The 21,553-nt window shown below is 25.7% G+C and carries 23 protein-coding genes; 9 read left to right on the plus strand and 14 right to left on the minus strand.

Annotated features, from left to right (window positions below; genetic code table 11):
- The first annotated feature begins 79 nt into the window (after nt 1-79).
- Complete coding sequence (locus tag ACBT_RS07150; protein WP_024775108.1) at nt 80-682, plus strand: RraA family protein; 603 nt, start codon at nt 80-82, stop codon at nt 680-682.
- A gap of 21 nt (nt 683-703) precedes the next feature.
- Here ACBT_RS07150 and ACBT_RS07155 read toward each other — a convergent pair whose 3' ends face one another.
- The 10 genes from ACBT_RS07155 to ACBT_RS07200 form a co-directional block, all read right to left on the minus strand.
- Nucleotides 704-1,075: a DCC1-like thiol-disulfide oxidoreductase family protein gene (locus ACBT_RS07155; RefSeq protein WP_024775109.1), complete on the minus strand. Its 372-nt coding sequence runs from the start codon at nt 1,073-1,075 to the stop codon at nt 704-706.
- Nucleotides 1,076-1,084: 9 nt separating this feature from the next.
- Entirely contained in the window at nt 1,085-3,454 is a 2,370-nt protein-coding gene (locus tag ACBT_RS07160; RefSeq protein ID WP_024775110.1) for an AAA family ATPase, read from the minus strand.
- Nucleotides 3,441-4,559 carry a metallophosphoesterase family protein gene (locus ACBT_RS07165; RefSeq protein ID WP_024775111.1) on the minus strand — a complete coding sequence of 373 codons (1,119 nt, stop codon included), beginning with the start codon at nt 4,557-4,559 and terminating at the stop codon, nt 3,441-3,443. The genes ACBT_RS07160 and ACBT_RS07165 overlap by 14 nt, the downstream gene beginning before the upstream one ends.
- A gap of 52 nt (nt 4,560-4,611) precedes the next feature.
- Nucleotides 4,612-6,054: a 4Fe-4S binding protein gene (locus ACBT_RS07170; protein ID WP_024775112.1), complete on the minus strand. Its 1,443-nt coding sequence runs from the start codon at nt 6,052-6,054 to the stop codon at nt 4,612-4,614.
- 9 nt (nt 6,055-6,063) lie between these two features.
- Nucleotides 6,064-8,178, minus strand: a complete 2,115-nt coding sequence (locus ACBT_RS07175) for a TonB-dependent receptor (protein WP_024775113.1) — start codon at nt 8,176-8,178, stop codon at nt 6,064-6,066.
- Between the two features lie 166 nt (nt 8,179-8,344).
- Nucleotides 8,345-8,770: an NfeD family protein gene (locus ACBT_RS07180; protein ID WP_228130296.1), complete on the minus strand. Its 426-nt coding sequence runs from the start codon at nt 8,768-8,770 to the stop codon at nt 8,345-8,347.
- Nucleotides 8,763-9,692 (minus strand): SPFH domain-containing protein, encoded by a 930-nt coding sequence (locus ACBT_RS07185; protein ID WP_024775115.1) that lies wholly within the window; start codon nt 9,690-9,692, stop codon nt 8,763-8,765. Before ACBT_RS07185 ends, ACBT_RS07180 begins: the two co-directional genes overlap by 8 nt.
- A 29-nt stretch (nt 9,693-9,721) precedes the next feature.
- Complete coding sequence (locus ACBT_RS07190) at nt 9,722-10,093, minus strand: S24 family peptidase (protein ID WP_024775116.1); 372 nt, start codon at nt 10,091-10,093, stop codon at nt 9,722-9,724.
- Nucleotides 10,093-10,956: a sensor histidine kinase gene (locus ACBT_RS07195; protein WP_024775117.1), complete on the minus strand. Its 864-nt coding sequence runs from the start codon at nt 10,954-10,956 to the stop codon at nt 10,093-10,095. The genes ACBT_RS07190 and ACBT_RS07195 overlap by 1 nt, the downstream gene beginning before the upstream one ends.
- On the minus strand, nt 10,946-11,608 hold the full coding sequence (locus ACBT_RS07200; RefSeq protein WP_024775118.1) for a response regulator transcription factor: 663 nt from the start codon (nt 11,606-11,608) through the stop codon (nt 10,946-10,948). The genes ACBT_RS07195 and ACBT_RS07200 overlap by 11 nt, the downstream gene beginning before the upstream one ends.
- Before the next feature lie 103 nt (nt 11,609-11,711).
- On the opposite strand from ACBT_RS07200, the gene ACBT_RS07205 reads away from it, so the two are divergent.
- Nucleotides 11,712-13,475 carry a Na/Pi cotransporter family protein gene (locus ACBT_RS07205; protein WP_024775119.1) on the plus strand — a complete coding sequence of 588 codons (1,764 nt, stop codon included), beginning with the start codon at nt 11,712-11,714 and terminating at the stop codon, nt 13,473-13,475.
- Nucleotides 13,462-13,704 carry a hypothetical protein gene (locus ACBT_RS07210; protein ID WP_024775120.1) on the plus strand — a complete coding sequence of 81 codons (243 nt, stop codon included), beginning with the start codon at nt 13,462-13,464 and terminating at the stop codon, nt 13,702-13,704. The genes ACBT_RS07205 and ACBT_RS07210 overlap by 14 nt, the downstream gene beginning before the upstream one ends.
- 1 nt (nt 13,705) lies before the next feature.
- Here the strand turns inward: ACBT_RS07210 and ACBT_RS07215 are convergent, their stop codons facing one another.
- The 3 genes from ACBT_RS07215 to pgeF form a co-directional block, all read right to left on the minus strand.
- Entirely contained in the window at nt 13,706-14,173 is a 468-nt protein-coding gene (locus ACBT_RS07215) for a tRNA (cytidine(34)-2'-O)-methyltransferase (protein WP_024775121.1), read from the minus strand.
- Nucleotides 14,173-15,006: a formyltetrahydrofolate deformylase gene (gene purU / locus ACBT_RS07220; protein ID WP_024775122.1), complete on the minus strand. Its 834-nt coding sequence runs from the start codon at nt 15,004-15,006 to the stop codon at nt 14,173-14,175. The genes ACBT_RS07215 and purU overlap by 1 nt, the downstream gene beginning before the upstream one ends.
- A gap of 72 nt (nt 15,007-15,078) precedes the next feature.
- A complete protein-coding gene (gene pgeF, locus ACBT_RS07225; protein ID WP_024775123.1) occupies nt 15,079-15,747 on the minus strand; it encodes a peptidoglycan editing factor PgeF in 669 nt (222 codons plus the stop codon).
- Between the two features lie 59 nt (nt 15,748-15,806).
- On the opposite strand from pgeF, the gene ACBT_RS07230 reads away from it, so the two are divergent.
- The 6 genes from ACBT_RS07230 to ACBT_RS07255 all read left to right on the plus strand — a co-directional run bounded on the left by ACBT_RS07230 (nt 15,807) and on the right by ACBT_RS07255 (nt 20,523).
- Nucleotides 15,807-16,418 carry a class I SAM-dependent DNA methyltransferase gene (locus ACBT_RS07230; RefSeq protein ID WP_024775124.1) on the plus strand — a complete coding sequence of 204 codons (612 nt, stop codon included), beginning with the start codon at nt 15,807-15,809 and terminating at the stop codon, nt 16,416-16,418.
- A gap of 1 nt (nt 16,419) precedes the next feature.
- On the plus strand, nt 16,420-17,217 hold the full coding sequence (locus tag ACBT_RS07235) for a shikimate dehydrogenase (protein ID WP_024775125.1): 798 nt from the start codon (nt 16,420-16,422) through the stop codon (nt 17,215-17,217).
- A gap of 73 nt (nt 17,218-17,290) precedes the next feature.
- On the plus strand, nt 17,291-18,370 hold the full coding sequence (locus ACBT_RS07240) for a hypothetical protein (protein WP_024775126.1): 1,080 nt from the start codon (nt 17,291-17,293) through the stop codon (nt 18,368-18,370).
- A gap of 191 nt (nt 18,371-18,561) precedes the next feature.
- On the plus strand, nt 18,562-18,828 hold the full coding sequence (locus tag ACBT_RS07245) for a hypothetical protein (RefSeq protein ID WP_024775127.1): 267 nt from the start codon (nt 18,562-18,564) through the stop codon (nt 18,826-18,828).
- Nucleotides 18,829-18,916: 88 nt separating this feature from the next.
- Nucleotides 18,917-20,266, plus strand: a complete 1,350-nt coding sequence (locus ACBT_RS07250; RefSeq protein ID WP_024775128.1) for a hypothetical protein — start codon at nt 18,917-18,919, stop codon at nt 20,264-20,266.
- Nucleotides 20,263-20,523, plus strand: coding sequence for a hypothetical protein (locus ACBT_RS07255; RefSeq protein ID WP_024775129.1), 261 nt, complete (start codon nt 20,263-20,265; stop codon nt 20,521-20,523). Before ACBT_RS07250 ends, ACBT_RS07255 begins: the two co-directional genes overlap by 4 nt.
- Nucleotides 20,524-20,567: 44 nt before the next feature.
- Here the strand turns inward: ACBT_RS07255 and ACBT_RS07260 are convergent, their stop codons facing one another.
- Nucleotides 20,568-21,512 carry an OB-fold protein gene (locus ACBT_RS07260; protein ID WP_024775130.1) on the minus strand — a complete coding sequence of 315 codons (945 nt, stop codon included), beginning with the start codon at nt 21,510-21,512 and terminating at the stop codon, nt 20,568-20,570.
- Between the last annotated feature and the right edge of the window lie 41 nt (nt 21,513-21,553).

The raw sequence follows: 21,553 nt of genomic DNA on the forward strand, positions 1-21,553 counted from the left end.
CTGTATTATTCATTTTCTAAGTATTTGGTACTTTTTATTTTAATAGTGTAATATTTCTAATCAAAAGTAAGGAGAATATGTGGATTATCAAAAATTTAGTGAAATCTCACCTTGTGATTATGCAGGAACTTTAAAAAGAGAAAGTTTTATGGATGCTGGAATAAAAGAGCTTTGGTCAAATATTCCTAGAATCTCAGGTCCTGCATTTACTGTAAACATGGTTGCAGGAGAAAATTTAGCACTTCATAGGGCTATTTATGAAGCACCTGCTGGTTCTATAATCGTAGCACAATCAAATACAATGGATTATGCAGTAATAGGTGGAAATGTAGCCACTATTGCATACAATAGAGGAATTGTAGGTTTTGTGATTGATGGTGTTGTTAGAGACATTGCAGAGATTAGAGAAAAAAGAATTCCCATGTTTGGACGAGGTATTTTAGCAATGCCAGGAACAAAAAAACAAGCTGTTCCTGTAAACACACCAATAATTGCAGGTGGAATAAACGTAAACCCAGGTGATATAATAGTTGCTGATGAAGAAGGAATAGCTGTTATTCCAAAAGATAGAGCTGAAGAGATATATCAAGAGTGTAAAGAAAAAATTAAAAAAGAGTCTGCTTTGAGTTTTGAAGAGTGGGCATCTAGACACAAAAAGAATATAGATTCTTTTTACGAATAATTTTAAAATCTTAAGAAAAGATTAGATTTTGCTATCTTTTCTTAAAACGAAAAGTATAAATTTTCTCAAAATAAAAAGAATTTTATATAAGAATCTTGAAAAAATATTTTCATAAGCAAAGAAAAAATGCAATTTTCCCAAAACCGTAGTTTTATCAACTGCACTATTTAAAAACTCTAAAGCCTTAGCTCCTTGAAAACAGTGATTTTCATAAATAACTATAAACCCGTCATTTATATCCAAGTTTTTACAAATATTTTGTAGTTCTACTTTATCTTTTCTAGCATCAATTAGTTTTAAATCAAAACCTTTTTTTAACTTTAAAAAGTTTGTATAGTTTTTACAAAAAGGACACTCCTCATCATAAAATATGATTATTTGATTAGTTTTCATTTTTAAATACTAAACCTCAACAACCCGCTCAAACATCTCTTTTATCTCTACTTCATGGCTTATTAAAAATATTTGTCTATATTGCTCTTTGATTGTATGAAAAGCTTCTAGAATTTCCATACGTCTTGAGTCATCTTGACTTCCAAAAACCTCATCAAAAGCTAAAAACTCTACACTATTTGCACCACTTAGTTCACTCAAAGTTTTTGAAATAGCGATTCTTAAAACCAAGTTTGCAAGGTCAATTTCTCCACCACTAAATCGCTCTATTGGATATTTTTTACCTTCATCATAGATATAAAAATCAAATTCATTTGAAACTTCTATATGCTGATATTTGCCTTTTGTAATTTGAGCAAACATATTTGAAGCAATATCAGAGATTCTTGGAGCCACTTTTGAGTTTAATTTTGTTTTAAACTCTGCTAGATTTATTTTAATTTTTTCATAATCATTTAAATCATCTTTTTTTGTTTGTACTTTTTTTAGTTGAGTTTCGTTGTTTTGTAAACTCTCTTGTATAGTTTTTATTTGCCCTTGTATAGTTGCTATTTTTACTTTTAAATCATTTATAAGAGTCACTAAACTATCTTTTTGTTTTTGTACTTCATCAAACTCTTTTAATTTCTCTTTATGTTTTACCTCATCATAGTTTATAGCTTTATACTCTAAATCTTTTTGTAGAAGTTCTAGATTGTACTTATCTTGATTTAAAATTGAAGTTTTTAACTCCTCTTTTATACTATCTACTCTTTTTAACATAGTTTCAAGTGATAATATATACTCATACTTACTCTTTAACTCTTTTTGCTTTAAAAGCAATTCTTCATGTAAATTCTTATCATAATTATAAATCTCAAGTTTTGCTAACTCTTCTTTATTTTTTACTCCCTTTTGTGTTACTTTTTCAAAATGCTCTTTTAAGGCTTGTAAATCTCTTTTTTTATTTTCTATTAGGTTTATCTTTTTAGAGATTTCAAAATGCTCTTTTATATTTGCTTTTTGTATTTCTTCTAATTTTTCTTTTTCTTCTTTTATGTTTGCTAATTGTTCTTTTGATATATCAATCTTTTCATTTTCTACTTTTATTACTATTTGCTCCAAAGAGAATATAACACTATCATACTCATCTAAAAGAGGTCTTGTACATGTTGGACAATTTGACTCTTTCCCTAATATTGTAATATTTTCAATTTTCTTTTTTATATCTGCTATTAGTTTTTCTTCACCTGCTATTTCTTGTATTAATCTTTTTTCATCTAACCCTTTGTTTGTTAATAACAGTTTATATTTCTCTATACTATTATCTAACTCTTTTTCTTTTTCTACTAGTTCTAAATGCTCTTTTGTTTCAAACTCTAAGACTTTAATACTATCTTTTGCTTTTGTGTATTGTTCTCTTAACTCTTTTTGTTCAAGTAGTAATCCATCTTTTCTTAGACTATATTCTTTTAATTTATCTTGTTCTTTTAGAGTTTCATGTAAAGTTATATACTCTTGTTTGATAGTTTGTAAACCTTTTAGTTCTTCTTGTTTCGTATATAAGGCATTTAATTCATTCTGTAGCTTTTCTTGAGTTTTTTGATGAGAGCTAATACTGTTTGTTAGAATTTCACATCTAGCTTTTAAAATTTGTTTTTGCTCTTTTGTTTTTGTTAGTTGTTCTAACTCTTGTTTTATAATAAAAACTTTTTTATTTAACTCATCTAAAACTAAACTTTGTTTATCTATATCTTTTAAAAACTCCTCTTTTTGAACTGTTTGTTCAACTATGTTCTCTTTTTTTATAGTTATATCTTCACTACTTAATAGTACTTCTTTAAAAGCATCAATCTCTCTTTTTAGTTCCCTACTCTTTTCTATTAACTCTTTTTCTACAAAATCAATCTTTTCAAGACCTAAAAGTTTTCTAATCATCTTCTTTCTATCTTCTGGTTTACTATTACTTAAACTAGTTAACTCTTTTTGACTAGCAAAGAGTGTATGCATAAAGGCATCTTTACTCATCTTTGTTAAATTTACTATAGCTATTGTTACCTCTTTTGCTCCAGTAGTTATAAGTTCTTCATTTTTATATAGTTTTGCATTTGCACTTAGAGTTTTTCCTCTAAACTCTCTAACTATCTTATATATAGTTTCTTCTATTTCAAACTCTAGTTCAACACTTACAATATCTTTTTCTAAAGCATTTGCATTTCTTACAACTTCTTTATCACCTTTGTTTTTTAGTTCCCCATATAAGGCAAACAATATAGCTTCAAAGATAGTTGATTTCCCACTACCGTTTTTACCTATAATTCCAATAAGTCCTAAATCAAAAGAGATTTCAAAAAATCTGTATTTTTTAAAGTTTTCTAGTTTTAATTTAGTTAGTATCATAACTTACCTCTTCATATAAAGAAAATAGTTCTTGAGTTTTTTGTTTTAATCTTTCATACTCCTTGTTTTCACTATTTTGTTTGATATGTTCTAAGAAATACTCTTCAAGTGAAATAGCTTCAAGATTATCAATATTTGATTGTGTACTCTCTTTTTTAAACTCTCTTTTTATAGTTACAGTTAAAGCATCTGGAAATAACTCTTTGATTTGTTTGTTTTGAATATCTATTGAAGAAAGTGGTGTAAGATTTGTTAGTTTTACCTCAACTATTGCATTTTGGCAATCACTTGTATCTAAAGCTTGGATTGAAGATTCAAAATCTTCACAATCTATCTCTTTTTGTCTTATAGCTCTTATATTTATTTCTTTATATTCTATATTTAAATCATCTTCAATAGTTGCAACTATAAAACCTTTTGAGTTTCTTTTATCATTTAAACTTGTTCGCTCACTACTCCCACTATAATAAACATTATCATACTTTCCAACATTTCCAAACCCATGCCAATGTCCAAGAGCTACATAACTCATCTTTTCAAATATATACTCTTTATTTGATGGATAAACCCACTCTCCAAATTCACTCATTAAATACCAAGCACCAACACTACAATGCATCATCATGATATTTTTTTTGTTTTCATCTATATTTGATTCACAAAGGTTTATTTGCTCGATTGCAGTACTTTCATCATTCATATGTGGTAAGGTATGAAATATTACATCTTCAAACTCTATTTTTTTGTACTCTTGATTATATGAAACATAAATATTTTTGAAATTTTCAAATATCTTTAAAATAGGAGAACTAAGATTTGTTCTTGGAGTTGAGTGATTTCCAGCTATTAATATAAATGGAATATCTAAACTATTTATCTCATTGAACTTTTCAAGTGCAAATGTTATTGCTCTATTACTTGGACTTGCTCTATGAAATAAATCTCCTGTGTGTATTATAAAATCAGGTTTAATTACTTTTATTTGGTCAACAACTTGAGAGAAAGCATCATAAAAATCTGCTTCTCGTTGATTTATATTGTTTTCATTTATTACATCTAGGTCATTAAAACCTAGATGCGTATCACTAAAATGTAAAATTTTCAATGTTAAAATCTTTCTATTATTAATTTTTAGAAGATTATAACAAATTACTAAATTAGTTTATACTTTTTTGAGTTTCAGTTTTCATTTGATGATTTGAATGATTATGTATTACGTTTGCTCCATAAGTTTTAAATACATAAACTTTATAAAAATTTAGACTCATATAAAAAATTATTAAAGCTGAAGCAAATGGAAAAGCTATAAGCTTTAAATATCTTTTAGTATTTATTAATTTTAATCTAAAATACATAATTACAAATGCCCAAATGTATCCAAAATGGGTAAAAATATTAAATATATGAACCCATTCATCTTTTCTAGTTGCTAAAGGTTTCATATTTTCAAACCCTAAATTAAAAACTTGGTTAAAACCATTTACAATATTTGATGCGTAAGAGTAAAAGAAAAACTCTCCAATATGTGACAATCCCCCAATAATAAATAAAGGTGCAAAAGCATATCCCAAAGTATAAAATGTATTAGAAAAATCAACTCTCATAATTTTTGAAGCTATAAATATTCCTCCTACACTTAAAAATATTGAGATTAAAACTGCATATAAAAAAGCAAATAAACCAACAGTATCAATTCCCCCAAAATCTATAATATTTTCAAAATATCTAGCTGTTTTTGTCCAAAAAAACTCTTCAAATATTGCACTTCGACTTAAAGCATGATGAAAACTCATAGTAATACTAATTGCTGCTGTTAATAAAATCAATGCCCAAACCTCAGCTTTTGAAGTTTTAAATTTATTAAACAATGTATTTGATGGTTTTTTAAATTTGAAAGCTACATTTTCACAACTACTTGCACAATCCATACATAAAGTACAATCTTCCATAGAGTTCTTTTTTTCGAAAGTAAAAGGTTTTAGATCATAGCTACAAGCTTTTGCACAATCAAAAGTTCTACAACTTTGACACTCACTTTTATATGTTTCTAACTTAGTAAAACCTACTTTTGAAAAAACTTTTGTAACAGTTCCTATTGGACAAATATATTTACAATAAGCCATTTTGTCATAAATGTAGTAAAAAATTACTGCAAATACTGTCATTACTAAGAACATCATTGCAGTTGAATATGGTGTTTTGAAAAATTCTGGGAACATATAGTATACAAACCACCAACCAAAGAATAGTAAAAGAACTCCAATAAGAGGATTCTTTAACATTTTTGGCATATCTTTTTTTAAACCAAATTTAGTAATATATTTTCCAATAAATCCATGTGGGCAAACTCCACAAAATATTCTTCCAAAAGTAGCCAATGTTGTAACCATAAAAAATGGCCAAAACAATCCCCAAAAAAGTGCTGTTGTAAACAAATTTTCTTCTTTCGTAGGATTTATGATTCCAAAATATATTGCATAACAAAACAAAAAAAGAACTATTATTTGAATAAGTCTTTGAAAAAATCTATTTTTAAATATTATGTTAAAAAAAGGAATTCCAAAAATATCATTTTTATCTCGTTTTATGAAATTTTCCATAGCCATTTCCTAAAACTTATAACTATAAGTTAGCATTGCCATTCTAGGACTAGCAGCTTTATATGATTCAACATTATAAACATCTTTTGAAGCTTCTGAAGCATAATATTTATCAAATAAATTGTTGATGTTTAATTGAATATTATGATTTTTCATCTCATATCCAATCATAAAATCTGTGATTAAATCATAACCTTCATATTTTTCAGTATTTGCATTATCCATATAGTAACTTCCATAAGTTCGTGCTGTTAATCTTGTTTTAAATCCATTTAAATTATAAGCAGTAAAAATTGAGTATTGATTTTTTGGAATAAATGGTATGTAGTTTCCATCTCTTGAAACTAAATCACCTCTTGCTGATTCGTTAAATTTATCAAATTTAAAATTACTATATGCATAAGATCCTCCAATCTCTAAATTTGATGTTAAATTATATGTTATGTTAAATTCTAAACCTTTTTTATCTGTTTTTCCTGCGTTATCATAAATAGAATTCCCATTTGCATCTTTTATTTGAATAATCTCATCATCAACATAGTTTTGATACAAAGCTAAATCATAAGATAAATCTTCAGTTCTTGTTTTTAATCCCACTTCATAATTTGTGCTTTGTGATTTATCTAAATCATTATTATCACTTAATTCACTAGTAGTTGGAGCTTGATTAGCATTTGCAATAGAAGCATACACATTTGTAAAATCAGTTAAAGCATAAGTTGTTCCAAATTTTGCTGATAAAAGTGTAAATGAGTTATCAATTTCATAATCACCTATACCATCTTTATAACTTTTTGAAGAGTAATCATATTTAGTAATCTCATTTCCATTTATATCAAACTTTAATTTGTCAACTCTACTACTTACATCAAATCCTAATTTGTCATTTACTTTGAAGCTTTCCATCAAATATGCTCCATAAAGTAATGTTTCTGAATCTTCTGTGTTTGCTAGGGCACCTTTTTTATTTGATAAAGTTTTTACTATTTGATTTGCTGTAGTTCTATTTCGTCCCCATCCGGTTGTTACTGATTTTGTTTCAACATCTCCATATTGATATTTTTTTGAATCATCTGTTTTATCTATTTTAAAAGTTAATCCACCTACAAGCATAGCATCTTGATCGAAAAGTTTATGAGCAGCATTAAACTCTAAATCTATTCCAAATACTTTATTATCATCACTATCATTTATTAAACCTGTAACTGGATGAAAATGCTCCCAAGTATTAAAATAAAATCTTGGTTTATATGTAATATCTCCAACTTCTTTTTCATACTTACTACTAAATGCTAATATTTTTGAATCCCTAGCACTATGTTGCCATTGATTTGAAGTATCATGCTGTTCTCCACTTTTTTTAAACTCTTTAAATTCATCTTTTGTCATAGAAGCTGGAAGATTTAAATTTGATTCTGTATAAGACAACTCATTCTCAATAATTGAATCATCTTTAAAAATATGACCATATTTTAATGTTGCTTGTGTAGTATCAAACTCATTATTATCTCTCCAAGAGTTATCTATTTTTCTCTTACTAAAAGTTAAAGATGTAAAGTCATTTTCACTAATTTTACCTCTTACTTTTAAATTAACATTTCTTTGTTCTTCGTTTCCAACTCCTAATTTTATACTATTTTTATCTTCATCAAATACAGATTTTGTTATTAATTGAATAACTCCACCTGTTGAATTTACAGCATTAATAGAACCTGGTCCTTTTTGAACTTCTATACTTGAAACATCTTGCATATCAATAAAATCAAACCTTGTAAAAGAGTCTGGATCGGTCATTGGTACACCATCTTTCATAACCATAATCTCTCTTACTCCAAATCTTGCTTTTAATCCAGCACCTCTAATTATTAGCTTTGGACTTGGTGAATTTGAAGTTGATTCAGCTATAACCCCTGGAATAGTTTGCAAAGCATCCTGAACATTTAAAATATTTTTATCTTCGATTGTCTTTTGATCAACAACTGCAATACTTTCACTAACATCCTTTGTAGCTTTTTCAATCTTAGTTGCAGTTACAGACATTTGTTCAAGAACTGTTGCTTGCTCACTTGCAATTATGTTTATGTTTAATGCTAAACAGGCAAATACTGAATACCGTAATTTCATAATTATATACTCCTATAAAAAAATTGATAAAATTATTACTCGGCTTTGTTAATTTGTTGTTAATCTTTTTAATAGTTAATTATTTTTATTAATATTAGATATGTAAGAATTGATAATTATGAGAATTGTGAGACTTTTATTTAGGATTTTTATATAAAAAGAGAGATTATCTCTTTTTAATTACTGCTTTGTTAGCTTTTATTTCAATTACTTCTACTTTTTCTTCTTCATTGAAATCATCTAAATCAATTGATTCATCAATTTCCCAATAAGTAGCTTTATAAAGTAATTTTCTATTTTTTATTATTCCAAAACCTTTTTCATTAAAAAAATTATCTGAAATCTCTTTTTCAGGTTTTGAGAATCGTTTTAAAAAACTCTTTCTAAAAGATACTAGTAAAAGTAAAGAAATAATACAAACTGTGGCTAATTGCCAATAAAGAGTAGAAAAATTTAGAAATAGAGTTAATACTCCTACAATAATAAACCCAAAGGCAAACCAAATAAGAATAAAAGAGTATATAAAAACCTCAAAAGCAATAAGTGCTATACCTATTGCAATTAAAGTATAAAAATCCATAATACTAAGCATTATTAGCCTTTTGATCACTTATCCCTTTAAAAAAGGCATCTCCTAAAACCGATGTAGAACCAATCATTTGAGTAACATCATAAGGTAAAATCATCTTATTTGTACTATTACTTTTTGCTAAAGCTTGAAAAGCTGCAACTCTATCTTTTGCAAGTAAAAATTCTGCTGCTTTTTCATTTTCCATCATAGAAATATTTATAAGTCTCATAGCTTCTTGTTGTCCGGCTGCAGTTTGTTCTTGTTCGTATCTTTTTGCATCAGCCATTCTTTCTATTGCTTCTGCTTTTAAAATTTCACTTTGTTTAAAAGCTTCTGCTTCCCTAATTTGAGCCTCTTTTTGAGCTTCTGCTTTTGTTTGAATTGCTCTTTTTTCTCTTTCTGCTTCCATTTGCATATTCATAGCTTTTTCAATAGTTGGAGGAACTGAAATATCAGCTATTTCAACTCTTGTTACTTTAATTCCCCAATTCGTAGCAGCATTTCCAAGTTCAGTTTGAAGTTTTGCATTTAAAGTCTCTCTATTTGATAAAGTATCATCTAAATCCATTCCTCCAATCTCTGCTCTTAAAGTTGTCATTGCTAAATTTGCAATAGCATTTTTAAAATTTACTACATTATATGTAGCCATTGTTGCATCTTCAACTTTACAAAAAACAATTCCATCAATAGATATGTTTACATTATCTTTTGTAATAACAGCTTGTTTTTCAATATCTACAAGTTGTTCTCTTGAGGTTAAAATAGCTCTAACACTATCAATTACTGGGATAATTATATGAAAACCACCATGTAAAACTTTATGAAATTTTCCAAGTCTCTCCACTACATATAAATCTGATTGAGAAACTATTTTTACACCCTTTGCAATAATTACAATTGCAAAAAATATTATTGCAATTGCAAATGCCAATGTTGCTTCCATCTTGTCTCCTTTGTGAATAATTTTAATTATTATAAGTTTTTAAAAGTTAAAAGAACTTTTGCGATTACTCTACAATCTTCAAATTTATAAGTTAAATGTGAATATTTTGGGTTTATAGATACGAAATACCTATTGTTATCGATGAATTTTGATTTTTTTATCCACATATTATTATCTTTGTAGATTAAATATATAGATTCATCTTCAAACTCTTTTTGACTTAAATCTGCAATAACCAAAGAACCATGTAAAATATCTGGTTCCATAGATTGCCCATCGACCATACTAACAAAAAGTGAGTTTAAGTTATATGGCTCTTTTAATAAGTTTTTTGGGAATTCCAAATCTTTTTTTTCAATTATTCCATTGATATTTTGATGATATTCAAGTTTTATATTCACTATTTATCCTTATTTACAAAAATATTTTTAAGATTTAAATTTATTTTTGTTCCATCTTCTAAAGTTTCAATATTTATTAAAATCTTGTGTTTATCACAAAACTCTTTTACTATTGCCAAACCTAAACCAAAACCACTATTTTGCGAATTTTCTTGAAAATATCTATCAAAAACCAACATAATATTTTTTGTATCTATTTTTTCACCAAAATTAAAAATTGATAAAACTGTATCTTTTAATTCAACTTTTATATATGGATTTATCGCTCTATTATATTTTATTGCATTTGAGAAAAGATTATCTAAAACTATTAAAAAACCATTATAATCTGTATAAAGTAAATGGTTTTTTATATCTTTTTCTATAGCTGTATCTTTTTTTATATCTTCAAATTTATCTAGAGATGTTTTTATTATATCTTCTAAAAAAAACTGTTCAAGTTCTATTTTATTTATCTCTTTTTTAAACTCATATTCTAAATTTTCATACAGTTTCAAAAGATTATCATTTGCTTTACTAATTCGATCTAATCTAGCCAAATCTTTCTCATCTTTTAAATTTTTTTTTAAAAGTTGAACATTCATTTTTATTGTTGATGCTGGAATATTAAGCTCATGAATAGTATTTTTTATATCTTTTTCTAACTTTTCTTCACTTCTAAAAATAGATTTTATAAAAGAGTTTGAAAAAAGAAGAAATATAAAAAGTCCCAAAAGTAGTAAAATTATCAAAAAAACAAAATATTGTTCTTTTGTAAAACTTAGTTTTGAACTAAAAAGAAAATTCAAATACAAAATTACTGATAAAGTAAATACAAAAACAGTGGAAATAGAGATTAAAAAATCAACTTTTTTAGAATTCAAGTTTATATCCTATCCCTTTTACATTTATTATTGCATCTTTATTTTCAAATAATTTTTTAACCTGATTTATATAAACTCTTATTGAACCTTCACTATAAGCTTGACTAGCACTCCAAAGCTTTGAAATAATCATATCTTTAGAAACAATTTCATTTTTATTTTCTAAAAACAACTCTAATAACTCTAAAACTTTTATAGGTAAATTCATATCAACTCCTGATTCAAAAACTCTTTTTGAAACTGGATTAAAAACAATATTCTCAGATAAAACTATTGTTTCAAACTCTTTTTTATTTCTTTTTAATACGGCTTTAATTCTAAAAAGTAATTCATCCAAATCTACAGGTTTTCTAATATAATCATCACAACCTTTTAAAAAAGCATCTTTTAAAGTATCCTTATCTTTATATGAAGTTAAAAAGATAGTTGCTGTCTTGTCATTATTTTGCCTTAGAAGTTTTAAAAGCTCTAATCCATCTATTTTTGGAACATTTATATCAAATATATATAAGTCATAATTATGTTCATAGTTTAAACTTAAAGCTTCTTCTCCATCTTTTGCAATATCTACTAAAAACTCTTCAGAAGTTAAAAAATCTTCTAAACTATTTGCAAAAAGGGTATCATCTTCCAAAATCAAAATTTTATACATCAAAACCTCATTTTTCTAAGTAAAAATTATTTTATTCTACCCAATATCGACTTATTTATAACAAATTAGCTATACTTTAGTTATTTTTTAGACAAGGAAAGATGTGCAAAAAAATATTTTTTGGTTAGTTGGTTTAATAATACTTGGATATATTGTTTTAAAATATGAGAACTTTACAGTTATTTTAAGTGGTATTTCAATATTTATCGTTGGTATGTTTTTTATGCAAGATGGATTCAAGCAACTATCAGGGGGGCTACTTGAAAAACTATTGCAAAAATTTACTAGTAACACTTTGTATGCAATATTAACTGGATTTTTATCAACTTCTATAGTTCAAAGTTCAACAATTATCACTTTAATCGTAGTATCTTTTTTAAGTGCTGAACTTTTAACTTTAGTTCAAGGTATAGGTATAGTTTTTGGATCAAATATAGGAAGTACAACAACTGCTTGGATAGTTTCTAGTCTAGGAGTTGATGTAAAAATATCTGCCTATGCATTTCCTATGTTGGTTTTTGGAGTAATTTTAAGATTTGGTAAAAATAATGCTTCTAAAGGTGGAGGTAATGTTCTTTTAGGATTAGGTTTCATATTCCTTGGAATTTCGTATATGAAAGATGGTTTTGACATAATGAAAGAGTCAATTGATCTTGCATCATATGCAATTGAAGGATATTTAGGAATAATTGTATACATCCTAATTGGAGCACTAGCAACTGTTATCATTCAATCTAGTGCTGCAACTTTAGCTATAGTTATTACAGCTTTAAATGCAGATAGTATAACTTATATAAATGCTTTAGCTTTAGCAATTGGAGCGAATGTTGGTACAACGTTAACAACTATTTTAGCTTCATTCACATCAAATGAAAATGGTAAAAGAGTTGCTCTTATACACTTTTTATTCAATTTAATATCGGCTATCTTTATAACAATTTTCATATATCAATTCCAAGGTTTAACAGACTTTATAGCGCCTTATTTAGGTGTTAGTGAAAGTAACTATGGTATGAAACTAGCACTATTTCATACTATATTTTCTGTAACAGGTGTTATAATTTTAACACCTTTTATACCTCTACTTGTAAAATTATCTGAAAGATTAATACAGAAAAAAGTATCATCTGCTTCAAAACCAAAATACTTAACACCTTCTGTTTTATCAAACCCTGATGCAGCTTTAATTTCACTTAGAAAAGAGATAATTAATTTATATGAAAATTGCCAAAAAGCTATGCTTCATGCTTTAAATCTACATACAACAGGTCTTACAAAAGAGACTTTAGCAACTAGATTAAATGATGAAGTTTCTATTATCGATACAAATATTGATGAAATTTATCAAAAAAATCTAAAATCTTTATATAGTGAAATTATTCACTACTCTTCATTTGCTCAAGAGCATATGTTTGATTTTCAACACAAAGAAGTTGGAGAATTAAAAAGAGCTGCTTCTTTGATTGTTGAAGTTCTAAAAGATACAAGAGATATACAAAAAAATATAAATTACTATTTAAAAAGTAAAAATGATTTCATAAAAGAAGAGTATAATATTTTAAGAAAAGAGCTAGCAGAAATTTTGATAGATATTAATGCTTTATCAATTTTAGAGAGTGATGTTGAGAAATTAACTCAATTTGAACTTATAAAGAGTGAATTAACACAAAACGATTTAGCAAGCTCAGAAGAGATAGATGCATTAATTAGAGAAGATAAAATAAAAGCAACTATGGCAACATCTTATATGAACGATAGTGCTACTGGTTATTCTATTCAAAAAAAGCTTGTTGAAGTGGCAAATATTTTATTTTTAAATAATGATCTATTAAAGAAGATAGGAGAAAAAAGAGATGAAGCTAAGTAAAATCATTGACAAAATATCTAAATATTTTAAAAAAGATAGACTCAAAAATTCTCAAGAAGAGAAAGTTTTAAAACTAATTGAAGAATTAAAAGAAAAAAAAGTAGATGTTAAAAAAGAGATCAAAGAACTTAAAAAAGATGACGATAATAAAAGAATTCAATTAAACAAAAAATTGTTTGCTATAAATAAACTTATTGAAAGTGCTGAAGAGCTTTTAAAAGATAAATAATTTAACTTTTAAAAGCAAGGAAGTTTTGTCTTAAGGCTTCATAACAAACTATTGAAACACTATTAGCAATATTTAAACTTCTAGCGTTGTTTGTCATAGGAATTGTAATATTTGTATCTAAACTTTTTTCTAAAATCTCTTTAGGTAAACCAGCATCTTCTCTTCCAAAATAAAAATAATCACCCTCTTTTAATTCTTGTTCAAAATAGACATTTGTTGTTTTTGTCGTAGCAAAAAAATGTCTAGAACTTAAAGGATGTTTTTGCCAGAAATCTTCTATATTTTCATATTCATATACTTCAAGATTATACCAATAATCTAAACCTGCTCTTCTTACCTCTTTTTCAGTGATTTCACCAAAACCATAAGGTTTTATTAAATGAAGTTTACAATTTAAAGCAAATGCCAATCTTCCAATTGTTCCAACATTTCCAGGAATTCGTGGTTCGTGTAATACTATATTAAACATTATAAAATCACCGTTTTATTTCTATGAATGAATACTCTATCATTTAAAAGTAATTCAAAAGCATTTGAAAGAACTACTTTTTCAACATTTCTTCCTGCGTTTCTCATATCTTCCCAAGAGTATGAGTGATCAACTCTTACAACATCCTGGAAAATAATTGGTCCTTCATCCAAGTCATTTGTCACATAATGAGCTGTTGCTCCTATAATTTTAACACCTCTTTCATGTGCTTGTTTATAAGGATTTGCTCCAATAAATGCTGGTAGAAATGAGTGATGAATATTTAAAACTTTTCCTTTATACTTATCTACAAAGTTTGGTGTTAAAATTCTCATATATTTTGCTAAAACTATAAGTTCTGGATTAAATTCATCTATTTTTTTAGAAACTAAATCTTCATGTTGTTCTTTACTTAAATTTTCTGCACTTATACAATAAAATGGTATATCAAATTTTTCTACAAGAGATCTTAAATCTTCATGATTTGCAATAACCGCTTTTATATTTGCATTTAACTCATTTGATGTGTATCTTATTAATAAATCTCCCAAAACATGAGACTCTTTTGTAGCAAGCAAAACAACATCTTTTTTTATTTTTTTGTTTAAAGTTATACTAGAACCTTCAGGTAAAACCTCTTTTAACTCTTTTAGAAGTATATTTTGCATAACTTTTCCACTAATTATACTTCTCATAAAAAATTCTTTTGTATCAGGATCTACATATTCTGCATTTTGTTCAATATTTAAATTATTTGCAAAAAGAACTTTTGAAATATTATAAATCAATCCTTTTGCATCTTCTGTAGAAATTTTAAGTATATACTCTTCCATATTTTTCCATTTTTAGGCAATTTTGAGTGAATTCTACCATTTTATACATTAATGCTTCAAAAATAATAATTATTATTTCAATTCAATTACAGCTGCAAATCTTCCACATTTATTATCATCTCTATATGAAAAATAAGGTTTATTACTACATTTTGTACAAACATCTGAAATATAAACATCTTTTATTCCTAAACTATTTAGTTGCATCATATTTATATTCTGTAAATCTATATTTCTATTATCAACAAAACTCTTACCAAAAGAATTTTCAACTATTTTTGCCATTTCAGCACTTATTTCATAACAACATTTTTGAATTGACGGACCTAAAATTGCTTTGATATCTTCTGGATTACTAGAAAACTTTTCAATAAAAATTTGTGCAGTTTTTTTTACAATTTCTAAAAATGTTGAATTTCTTCCTGCATGAATTGCTGAAATTAAACCTACTTTTTCATCAAAAAGTAAAACTGGAATACAATCAGCAACCATAACCATAAGAGGAAGATTTCTAGTTTTTGTGATAATTGCATCACAATCTTCAATCAATTTAGGACTATTTTCATCAACAATTACAATATTATTACCATGAACTTGATTCATATATACTAATTTATGATTATCATAGCCATATTTGATAGCCAATTTTTCTCTATTTTTTTCTACATTCTCTTTTTTATCACCAACATGGAAAGCTAAATTTCCATCACTTATATCACTAAAAAAATATTTTATGCCCATTTTCTCTTCTTAATATGCTTTTGGTATAATCTTGCCTAAAAAACCTTTAAGGAAGAATTTTGAGTAGATTTGATGAGAAAGCAAAAGATTGGGATAAAAAGCAAACAACACTTGATAAAACTGATGCTTGCATAGATAATCTAAAAAAACATCTAGACTTCTCTAAAATAAAAAGTATTTTAGACTATGGTTGTGGAACGGGACTTGTAGGATTTGCATTAAAAGATGATTCAAATGAAGTTTTAGGTTTAGACAGCTCAAATGGAATGGTTGAAGAATTTAATAAAAAAGCAAAAGATAAAAATTTAAAAAATATTAAAGCTCAAAAACATGACATTTTACATGATAATTTACCAAAAAACAGTTTTGATTTAATAATATCTTCTATGTCTCTTCATCATATAGAAAATATTGAATTGTTCTTTCAAAAAAGTTTTGAATCTTTAAAAAATGCTGGTTATATCTGCATAAATGATTTGGATAAAGAAGATGGAACATTTCATGCAAAATACAATAATGAAGGAGTTTATCATTTTGGTTTTTCAAAAGATGAACTAATAAATGTATGTACAAAAATAGGATTTAGCAATTTTATTTTTGAAATTGTATACATTTACGAAAGAGAAAATAGAAATTTCCCAATATTTAATTTTATAGCAAAAAAGGCTTAATATGAGTAAAAAATTTGTAATATTTGGGGACCCAGTAGTTCACTCAAAATCTCCACAAATGCAAAATGCAGGATTTAAACATATAAATTTTGATGCAATTTATGAAAAATTTCATTTAGTTGATGGAAATTCACTAAAAAATGAATTTATTAAAAATGAATTTAGTGGAGCAAATATAACAGTTCCTCACAAAGAAAAAGCTTTTTTACAAGCAGATGTTGTGAAAGGAATTGCTCAAAAAATAGAAGCTGTAAATACTTATGTTTTACAAAACAATCAAGTTATTGCTTACAATACGGATGCACCTGGATTTCTAAAAGCAATACAAAGTTTTGGAAAAATAAATAAAGTTTTAATTTTGGGAGCTGGAGGAACTGCAAAAGCTATATCTTTAGCTCTTCAAGAAGAAAATGTTGATGTAACAGTTCTAAATAGAAGTAAATCTAAACTAGATTTCTTCAAAAATCATGGTATAAAATCTTTTAGTTTTGATGATTTTGTAAATGAAAAATTTGATTTAGTTGTAAATTCAACAAGTGCTGGTTTAAAAGATGAAGAACTTCCTGCACCAAAAGAGCTACTAGAAAATGTTCTAAAATCTAGTTCTTTTGCTTTTGATTGTATTTATGGAAGAATAACTCCATTTTTAGTATTAGCAAAGAGTTTTCATAATGAAATTAAAGATGGCGAAGATATGCTTTTGTACCAAGGTGTCTTAGCATTTGAATATTTTACTAACACAAAAGCCGATAATAAGCTAGTTGAAGCAATGAGAAAAGGTTTAAAAGGAGAATCTTAAAAAAGATTTTTCTACCCTATTTCTACCCCAATAAACGATAGATTCCAAATTTAATACACAAAAGATTCATTAAATGTTAGATTTAAAACCTGAGATAAGAGATATTATTCTATTAGATAAAAAATATAAAAATAAAGAAGAAGAGATTGATAATTTAATAATCAAAGTTTATAATTTATATACAGAAATAACGAGTTTTAAGCATATAAATTTTGATACTATAGATGAAAATAGGATTCATGATTTAAACTACTTTTTAACTAAAGAACAAATAAATAGTATTCATTCTCTTCATTCTAATAATGATGATTTAGTAAATATCATATTAGGTATATTTTCAATAATAAATGATATGCAAACAGTATCTTTAGAATTAGAAGAATATCGTTCAAAAAATCACATTTTAGAATCTATAGAACATGATATACAAAATACGGATAAGCAAATAAATACACTAAAAAATGAATTAGAAAAAGCAAAAATATTGGATGATGAAAATCAAATATTAAAAATTGAATATGCTATAGGACTTTTTGAAGATTTTAAAATAGATAAAACAGATGCCCTTGCAAAATATAAAGGTTTTCTTGATTTGTTAGTACTATATAATTCTTTTAGTGAATCAGAAAAAGAAAAATCATATAAGCTAAATAAAGAAAAAAGTTATGAATACAACAAAAAAAATAGTGAATTTTTTACTAATAATATAGATTATTTTCATAGTATTTTTTATATATTAAATGGATATTTATTAAATAGTAAAAAGATCTATAAATCTAGTGCTTTAAAAATATTTAACCATGTAAATAATAATCTAAAAATAAATAAAAAACCTCTAACAGATAAAGTATCACACTTATTTGCAAGATTAGGCATAGATATAAATTTGGATTACAGAAAATCTCATAATGTTAGAAAAATATCAATTTATCATGATTATACAATATACGACTATTCAACAAATAAAAAATATACAAATTTGTATATTTCAGAATTTAATTTATTAAATAAGTTATTGCATGGAGTAAAAAAAGGTTTAGAAGAAACTCCTTTAAAATTCAATAAAACAGAATTGGCTAAAAAAAATTTATATATTTCTAATATTAATAATTTTCAGAATATGTATCATCAATTAAAATACGTTATAAACTAGTAATTACTGTACATTCTTAAAAAACTTCGCAAATTTTCCTGAAATTCTGGAAAAAAACTACCAATATTTCATTTACATTTTTGTAATAATTCCTTCGTTGCAACATAAAACACTAATCGATTAGTTAGATACGAGATAAGTTGCTGAAATATTTCAGTCAATCAAATTAAATATATAACTAAAGGAAAATTATGAACGTTATAGTACAAGGTCAATTAATAAATATTTTTAAGACTGCAGATTTTACTAATAAAGAAACTGGTGAAACAAAAGAAGGAAAAGTAAAACTTCAATTAATGTGTCAAACTATTTTAAATAACAATGAAAGAAAAAATGAGTTATTTGACATTACGATTCCTAACAACAAGTTAGTTGATTTCGAAAATAAAATTGGTGAGCAAGTTGATGTTAAGTGTTCTTTCTTTGCTAGTGGTAATATTACCTTCTTTGGTATTTAGTACCATTTAGGGCTTTGCCCGTCTAGGTGAAGGGGGTATTTAGTAACACCCCTTTCTAAACGTAAAAATAAAAATATTAGAGGAAAAAATGACTGATACTAAAATACTAAGTGGTATTGATTCACTATATTATTTTTGTGAATCAAATCAAAATTATGATGATTTATATCTAGAGGTTTTAGACCAACTAGAAAATCAAAGAGGAAAGTTTTTAAAAAAAGATATTGCCTTTGAAAACAAAGATTTAATTATTACAATTAATGATACTCCACTAATATTTCTTGGAGTTGCAGAAGGATTTCATTGGTTTAAAGATATGAATGATAATTTTAAAATTGGTTTCAAAGATAAATTTAAAAACAGAAGTTTAAATGACATTAGAGTTCAACTTCTAGCATTTAGCATATATACTATTGGAATAAAAAGCATTATTGAATTTATAAATAATATTTTACTAAAAGATTATATAACTAGCTACTTTCCAATAACTAGAGCAGATTTAAATGTTTTTATTCAAAGTGATTTATCATTTATTACTAAAGAGATGTTTGTTACTAGAAAAAGAAAGTATGCAACAATTAGTGAAATTGGAAGTGCAAATACAACTGAAACTATTTACATTGGCAAAGAGCCTTTTAAATTAAGGATTTACAATAAAACTTTAGAGTTAAAAAAATCAAGTAAAAAAGATTTAATGAATGAATATTTTTTAAATAATGATTTTGACATTACTAAACCAATATTTAATATTGAATTTGAGCTACATAGAACACATTTAAAACAATTTAATATAAGTACTATTGAAGATTTATTTTTAAATGCAGAAAACCTATTTAAACAATCAATGGAAGATATTAGATTAGTAGATATTTCAAACATTACAGAGAAAGACATTCAGAACAACACAAAAAACAGAGCAGAAACTTTACCTATATGGAATTACATAAAAGAGAATTATAAAATAGATTCTTTCTTGCAAAATCAATTACCACTTGAAAGAGTGAAAAGAAATATATTAGTTTATAGTGAACAAAAATTTGAAATTGAATATATTGGAATAATTAGAAAAGCATATATAAATAATTTACCATTAACAGATGACTATTTAAAAGATTTATATTATAAAGCAAAAGATACTTTAACTAAAAAGACAACAATTACACAACTAAAAAAAGATTATATTTTAGTTGATTTTATAGATGAAAATAAAAATGAAAAAGAAGAATTTAGACTTTTAAATAATGGTGATTTAATAAAACCAATTAGACCAAATAAAATAGTTTCAAATTTAAATGATTATGAATTATTGGTATATCTTGACAAAACAGAAACTAGAAAGAATCTTTCAAAAATAGATGAAAGTATCCACTATGTGGCACATAAAGAAGCTCTAAAAAGAGGATTAATAAAAAATTATAAAGGAGAAGAATTAATATGAATTTAGACAATAACAAAGAACTTATTTTAACAATGATACAAACACTAATTTCAAAATATGGATTACTACTAAATTCTAATCAAACTGCCGAAGTATTAGGTATTAGTAGCAGAACACTAGATGAAAGGAGAAAATCTTGCTCTGACTGTCCCAATTATATTGAAGGAAATGGGAAAAAAAGTTTTATGTTCCCAGTACAAAATATAGTTGAGTATCAATTAAAGAAATCTCAACAATCCGTAAAAACAATATTCTGATAGGATTCTTCCTACCAGAAAAAACAATATTTCTTTTAATTTAACTACTTAAAAAGCCCTTTCAAATCACTAAAATTTTTTTGAAATTTAGGCATAACAGAATTTAACTCTTTGATGCAACTATTCATATCATTAGAAGTGTAACATTTACTATTGTTTTTTAAAGATTTTGATAATTCTTTTATCGTAAAACCCATAATAAATAAATCTTCATTAAGTGCACTAATTTCTTTTTTATCAATTAAATCAATTATATTATTGGTTTTTTCTTCAATAACAGCATCAAGTGGTTTACAATTATTTAAAATTGCGCTACCCATAACCATAGAAGACTTTTCACAAAATAATTTTATTTTATCTTTTTTTGAAAGCTTTGAAACCCATTCAATATACTCTTTTTCAATATAAGCTTTAGGAGGCATAAACTGATTTGTTCCACCTTTTAAATCTAAATAAATAGAATCAAAAGCATCTTTAGAAATTCTTGATACTTCTCCTGAAACTACAATATCTTTATTTTTATATTTTAAATCAGCCCCAACTTCATTTTTCTCATAATCTAATTGAATATCATTTGATGTGGCAGCAATGTGAGTTCTTTTTGAATTATAATATTCTTTAAAAATTGAGATAGGTTCATTTCCTTGTAAAAAAAATGTTAATTCTTCTTTTATCATAAAATTTAAAATTTTTGTTTCATTATCAGTAAATAAAGATTTATATTTTTTATCCTCATAATCATTAATAATTTTACAAGATTCTTCATTTCCTAGCTTACAAGCTTTTTTGTGCAATAATATTCCTATAAAAACATTTGCTTTATCACTAGATAAGTCAAAATAAATATTTCCTAATGAATTGCATGCTATTGCATCTCCTGAATTACAAGCATTTATTATTTTTTTATCTTCTTCTACCTTCTTTTTAACTTGCTGATTAGCAAATAATGAATTTATAAATATTAAAATCATCAATAAAAAATATTTCATCTTAACTTCCTATACATTTTAAATGTTCAATCTAAAGTTCA

It is taken from the genome of Aliarcobacter cibarius, from assembly GCF_013372265.1.
GTDB lineage: Bacteria > Campylobacterota > Campylobacteria > Campylobacterales > Arcobacteraceae > Aliarcobacter > Aliarcobacter cibarius.

Bases quoted from the DNA above. Each gene is read 5' to 3' on its own strand.
- ACBT_RS07155 (WP_024775109.1), bottom strand. From the start codon at position 1,075: ATGAAAACTAATCAAATAATCATATTTTATGATGAGGAGTGTCCTTTT.
- ACBT_RS07160 (WP_024775110.1), bottom strand. From the start codon at position 3,454: ATGATACTAACTAAATTAAAACTAGAAAACTTTAAAAAATACAGATTT.
- ACBT_RS07170 (WP_024775112.1), bottom strand. From the start codon at position 6,054: ATGGAAAATTTCATAAAACGAGATAAAAATGATATTTTTGGAATTCCT.
- ACBT_RS07175 (WP_024775113.1), bottom strand. From the start codon at position 8,178: ATGAAATTACGGTATTCAGTATTTGCCTGTTTAGCATTAAACATAAAC.
- ACBT_RS07180 (WP_228130296.1), bottom strand. From the start codon at position 8,770: ATGCTTAGTATTATGGATTTTTATACTTTAATTGCAATAGGTATAGCA.
- ACBT_RS07185 (WP_024775115.1), bottom strand. From the start codon at position 9,692: ATGGAAGCAACATTGGCATTTGCAATTGCAATAATATTTTTTGCAATT.
- ACBT_RS07200 (WP_024775118.1), bottom strand. From the start codon at position 11,608: ATGTATAAAATTTTGATTTTGGAAGATGATACCCTTTTTGCAAATAGT.
- ACBT_RS07210 (WP_024775120.1), top strand. From the start codon at position 13,462: ATGAAGCTAAGTAAAATCATTGACAAAATATCTAAATATTTTAAAAAA.
- ACBT_RS07215 (WP_024775121.1), bottom strand. From the start codon at position 14,173: ATGTTTAATATAGTATTACACGAACCACGAATTCCTGGAAATGTTGGA.
- purU (WP_024775122.1), bottom strand. From the start codon at position 15,006: ATGGAAGAGTATATACTTAAAATTTCTACAGAAGATGCAAAAGGATTG.
- pgeF (WP_024775123.1), bottom strand. From the start codon at position 15,747: ATGGGCATAAAATATTTTTTTAGTGATATAAGTGATGGAAATTTAGCT.
- ACBT_RS07235 (WP_024775125.1), top strand. From the start codon at position 16,420: ATGAGTAAAAAATTTGTAATATTTGGGGACCCAGTAGTTCACTCAAAA.
- ACBT_RS07240 (WP_024775126.1), top strand. From the start codon at position 17,291: ATGTTAGATTTAAAACCTGAGATAAGAGATATTATTCTATTAGATAAA.
- ACBT_RS07245 (WP_024775127.1), top strand. From the start codon at position 18,562: ATGAACGTTATAGTACAAGGTCAATTAATAAATATTTTTAAGACTGCA.
- ACBT_RS07250 (WP_024775128.1), top strand. From the start codon at position 18,917: ATGACTGATACTAAAATACTAAGTGGTATTGATTCACTATATTATTTT.
- ACBT_RS07255 (WP_024775129.1), top strand. From the start codon at position 20,263: ATGAATTTAGACAATAACAAAGAACTTATTTTAACAATGATACAAACA.
- ACBT_RS07260 (WP_024775130.1), bottom strand. From the start codon at position 21,512: ATGAAATATTTTTTATTGATGATTTTAATATTTATAAATTCATTATTT.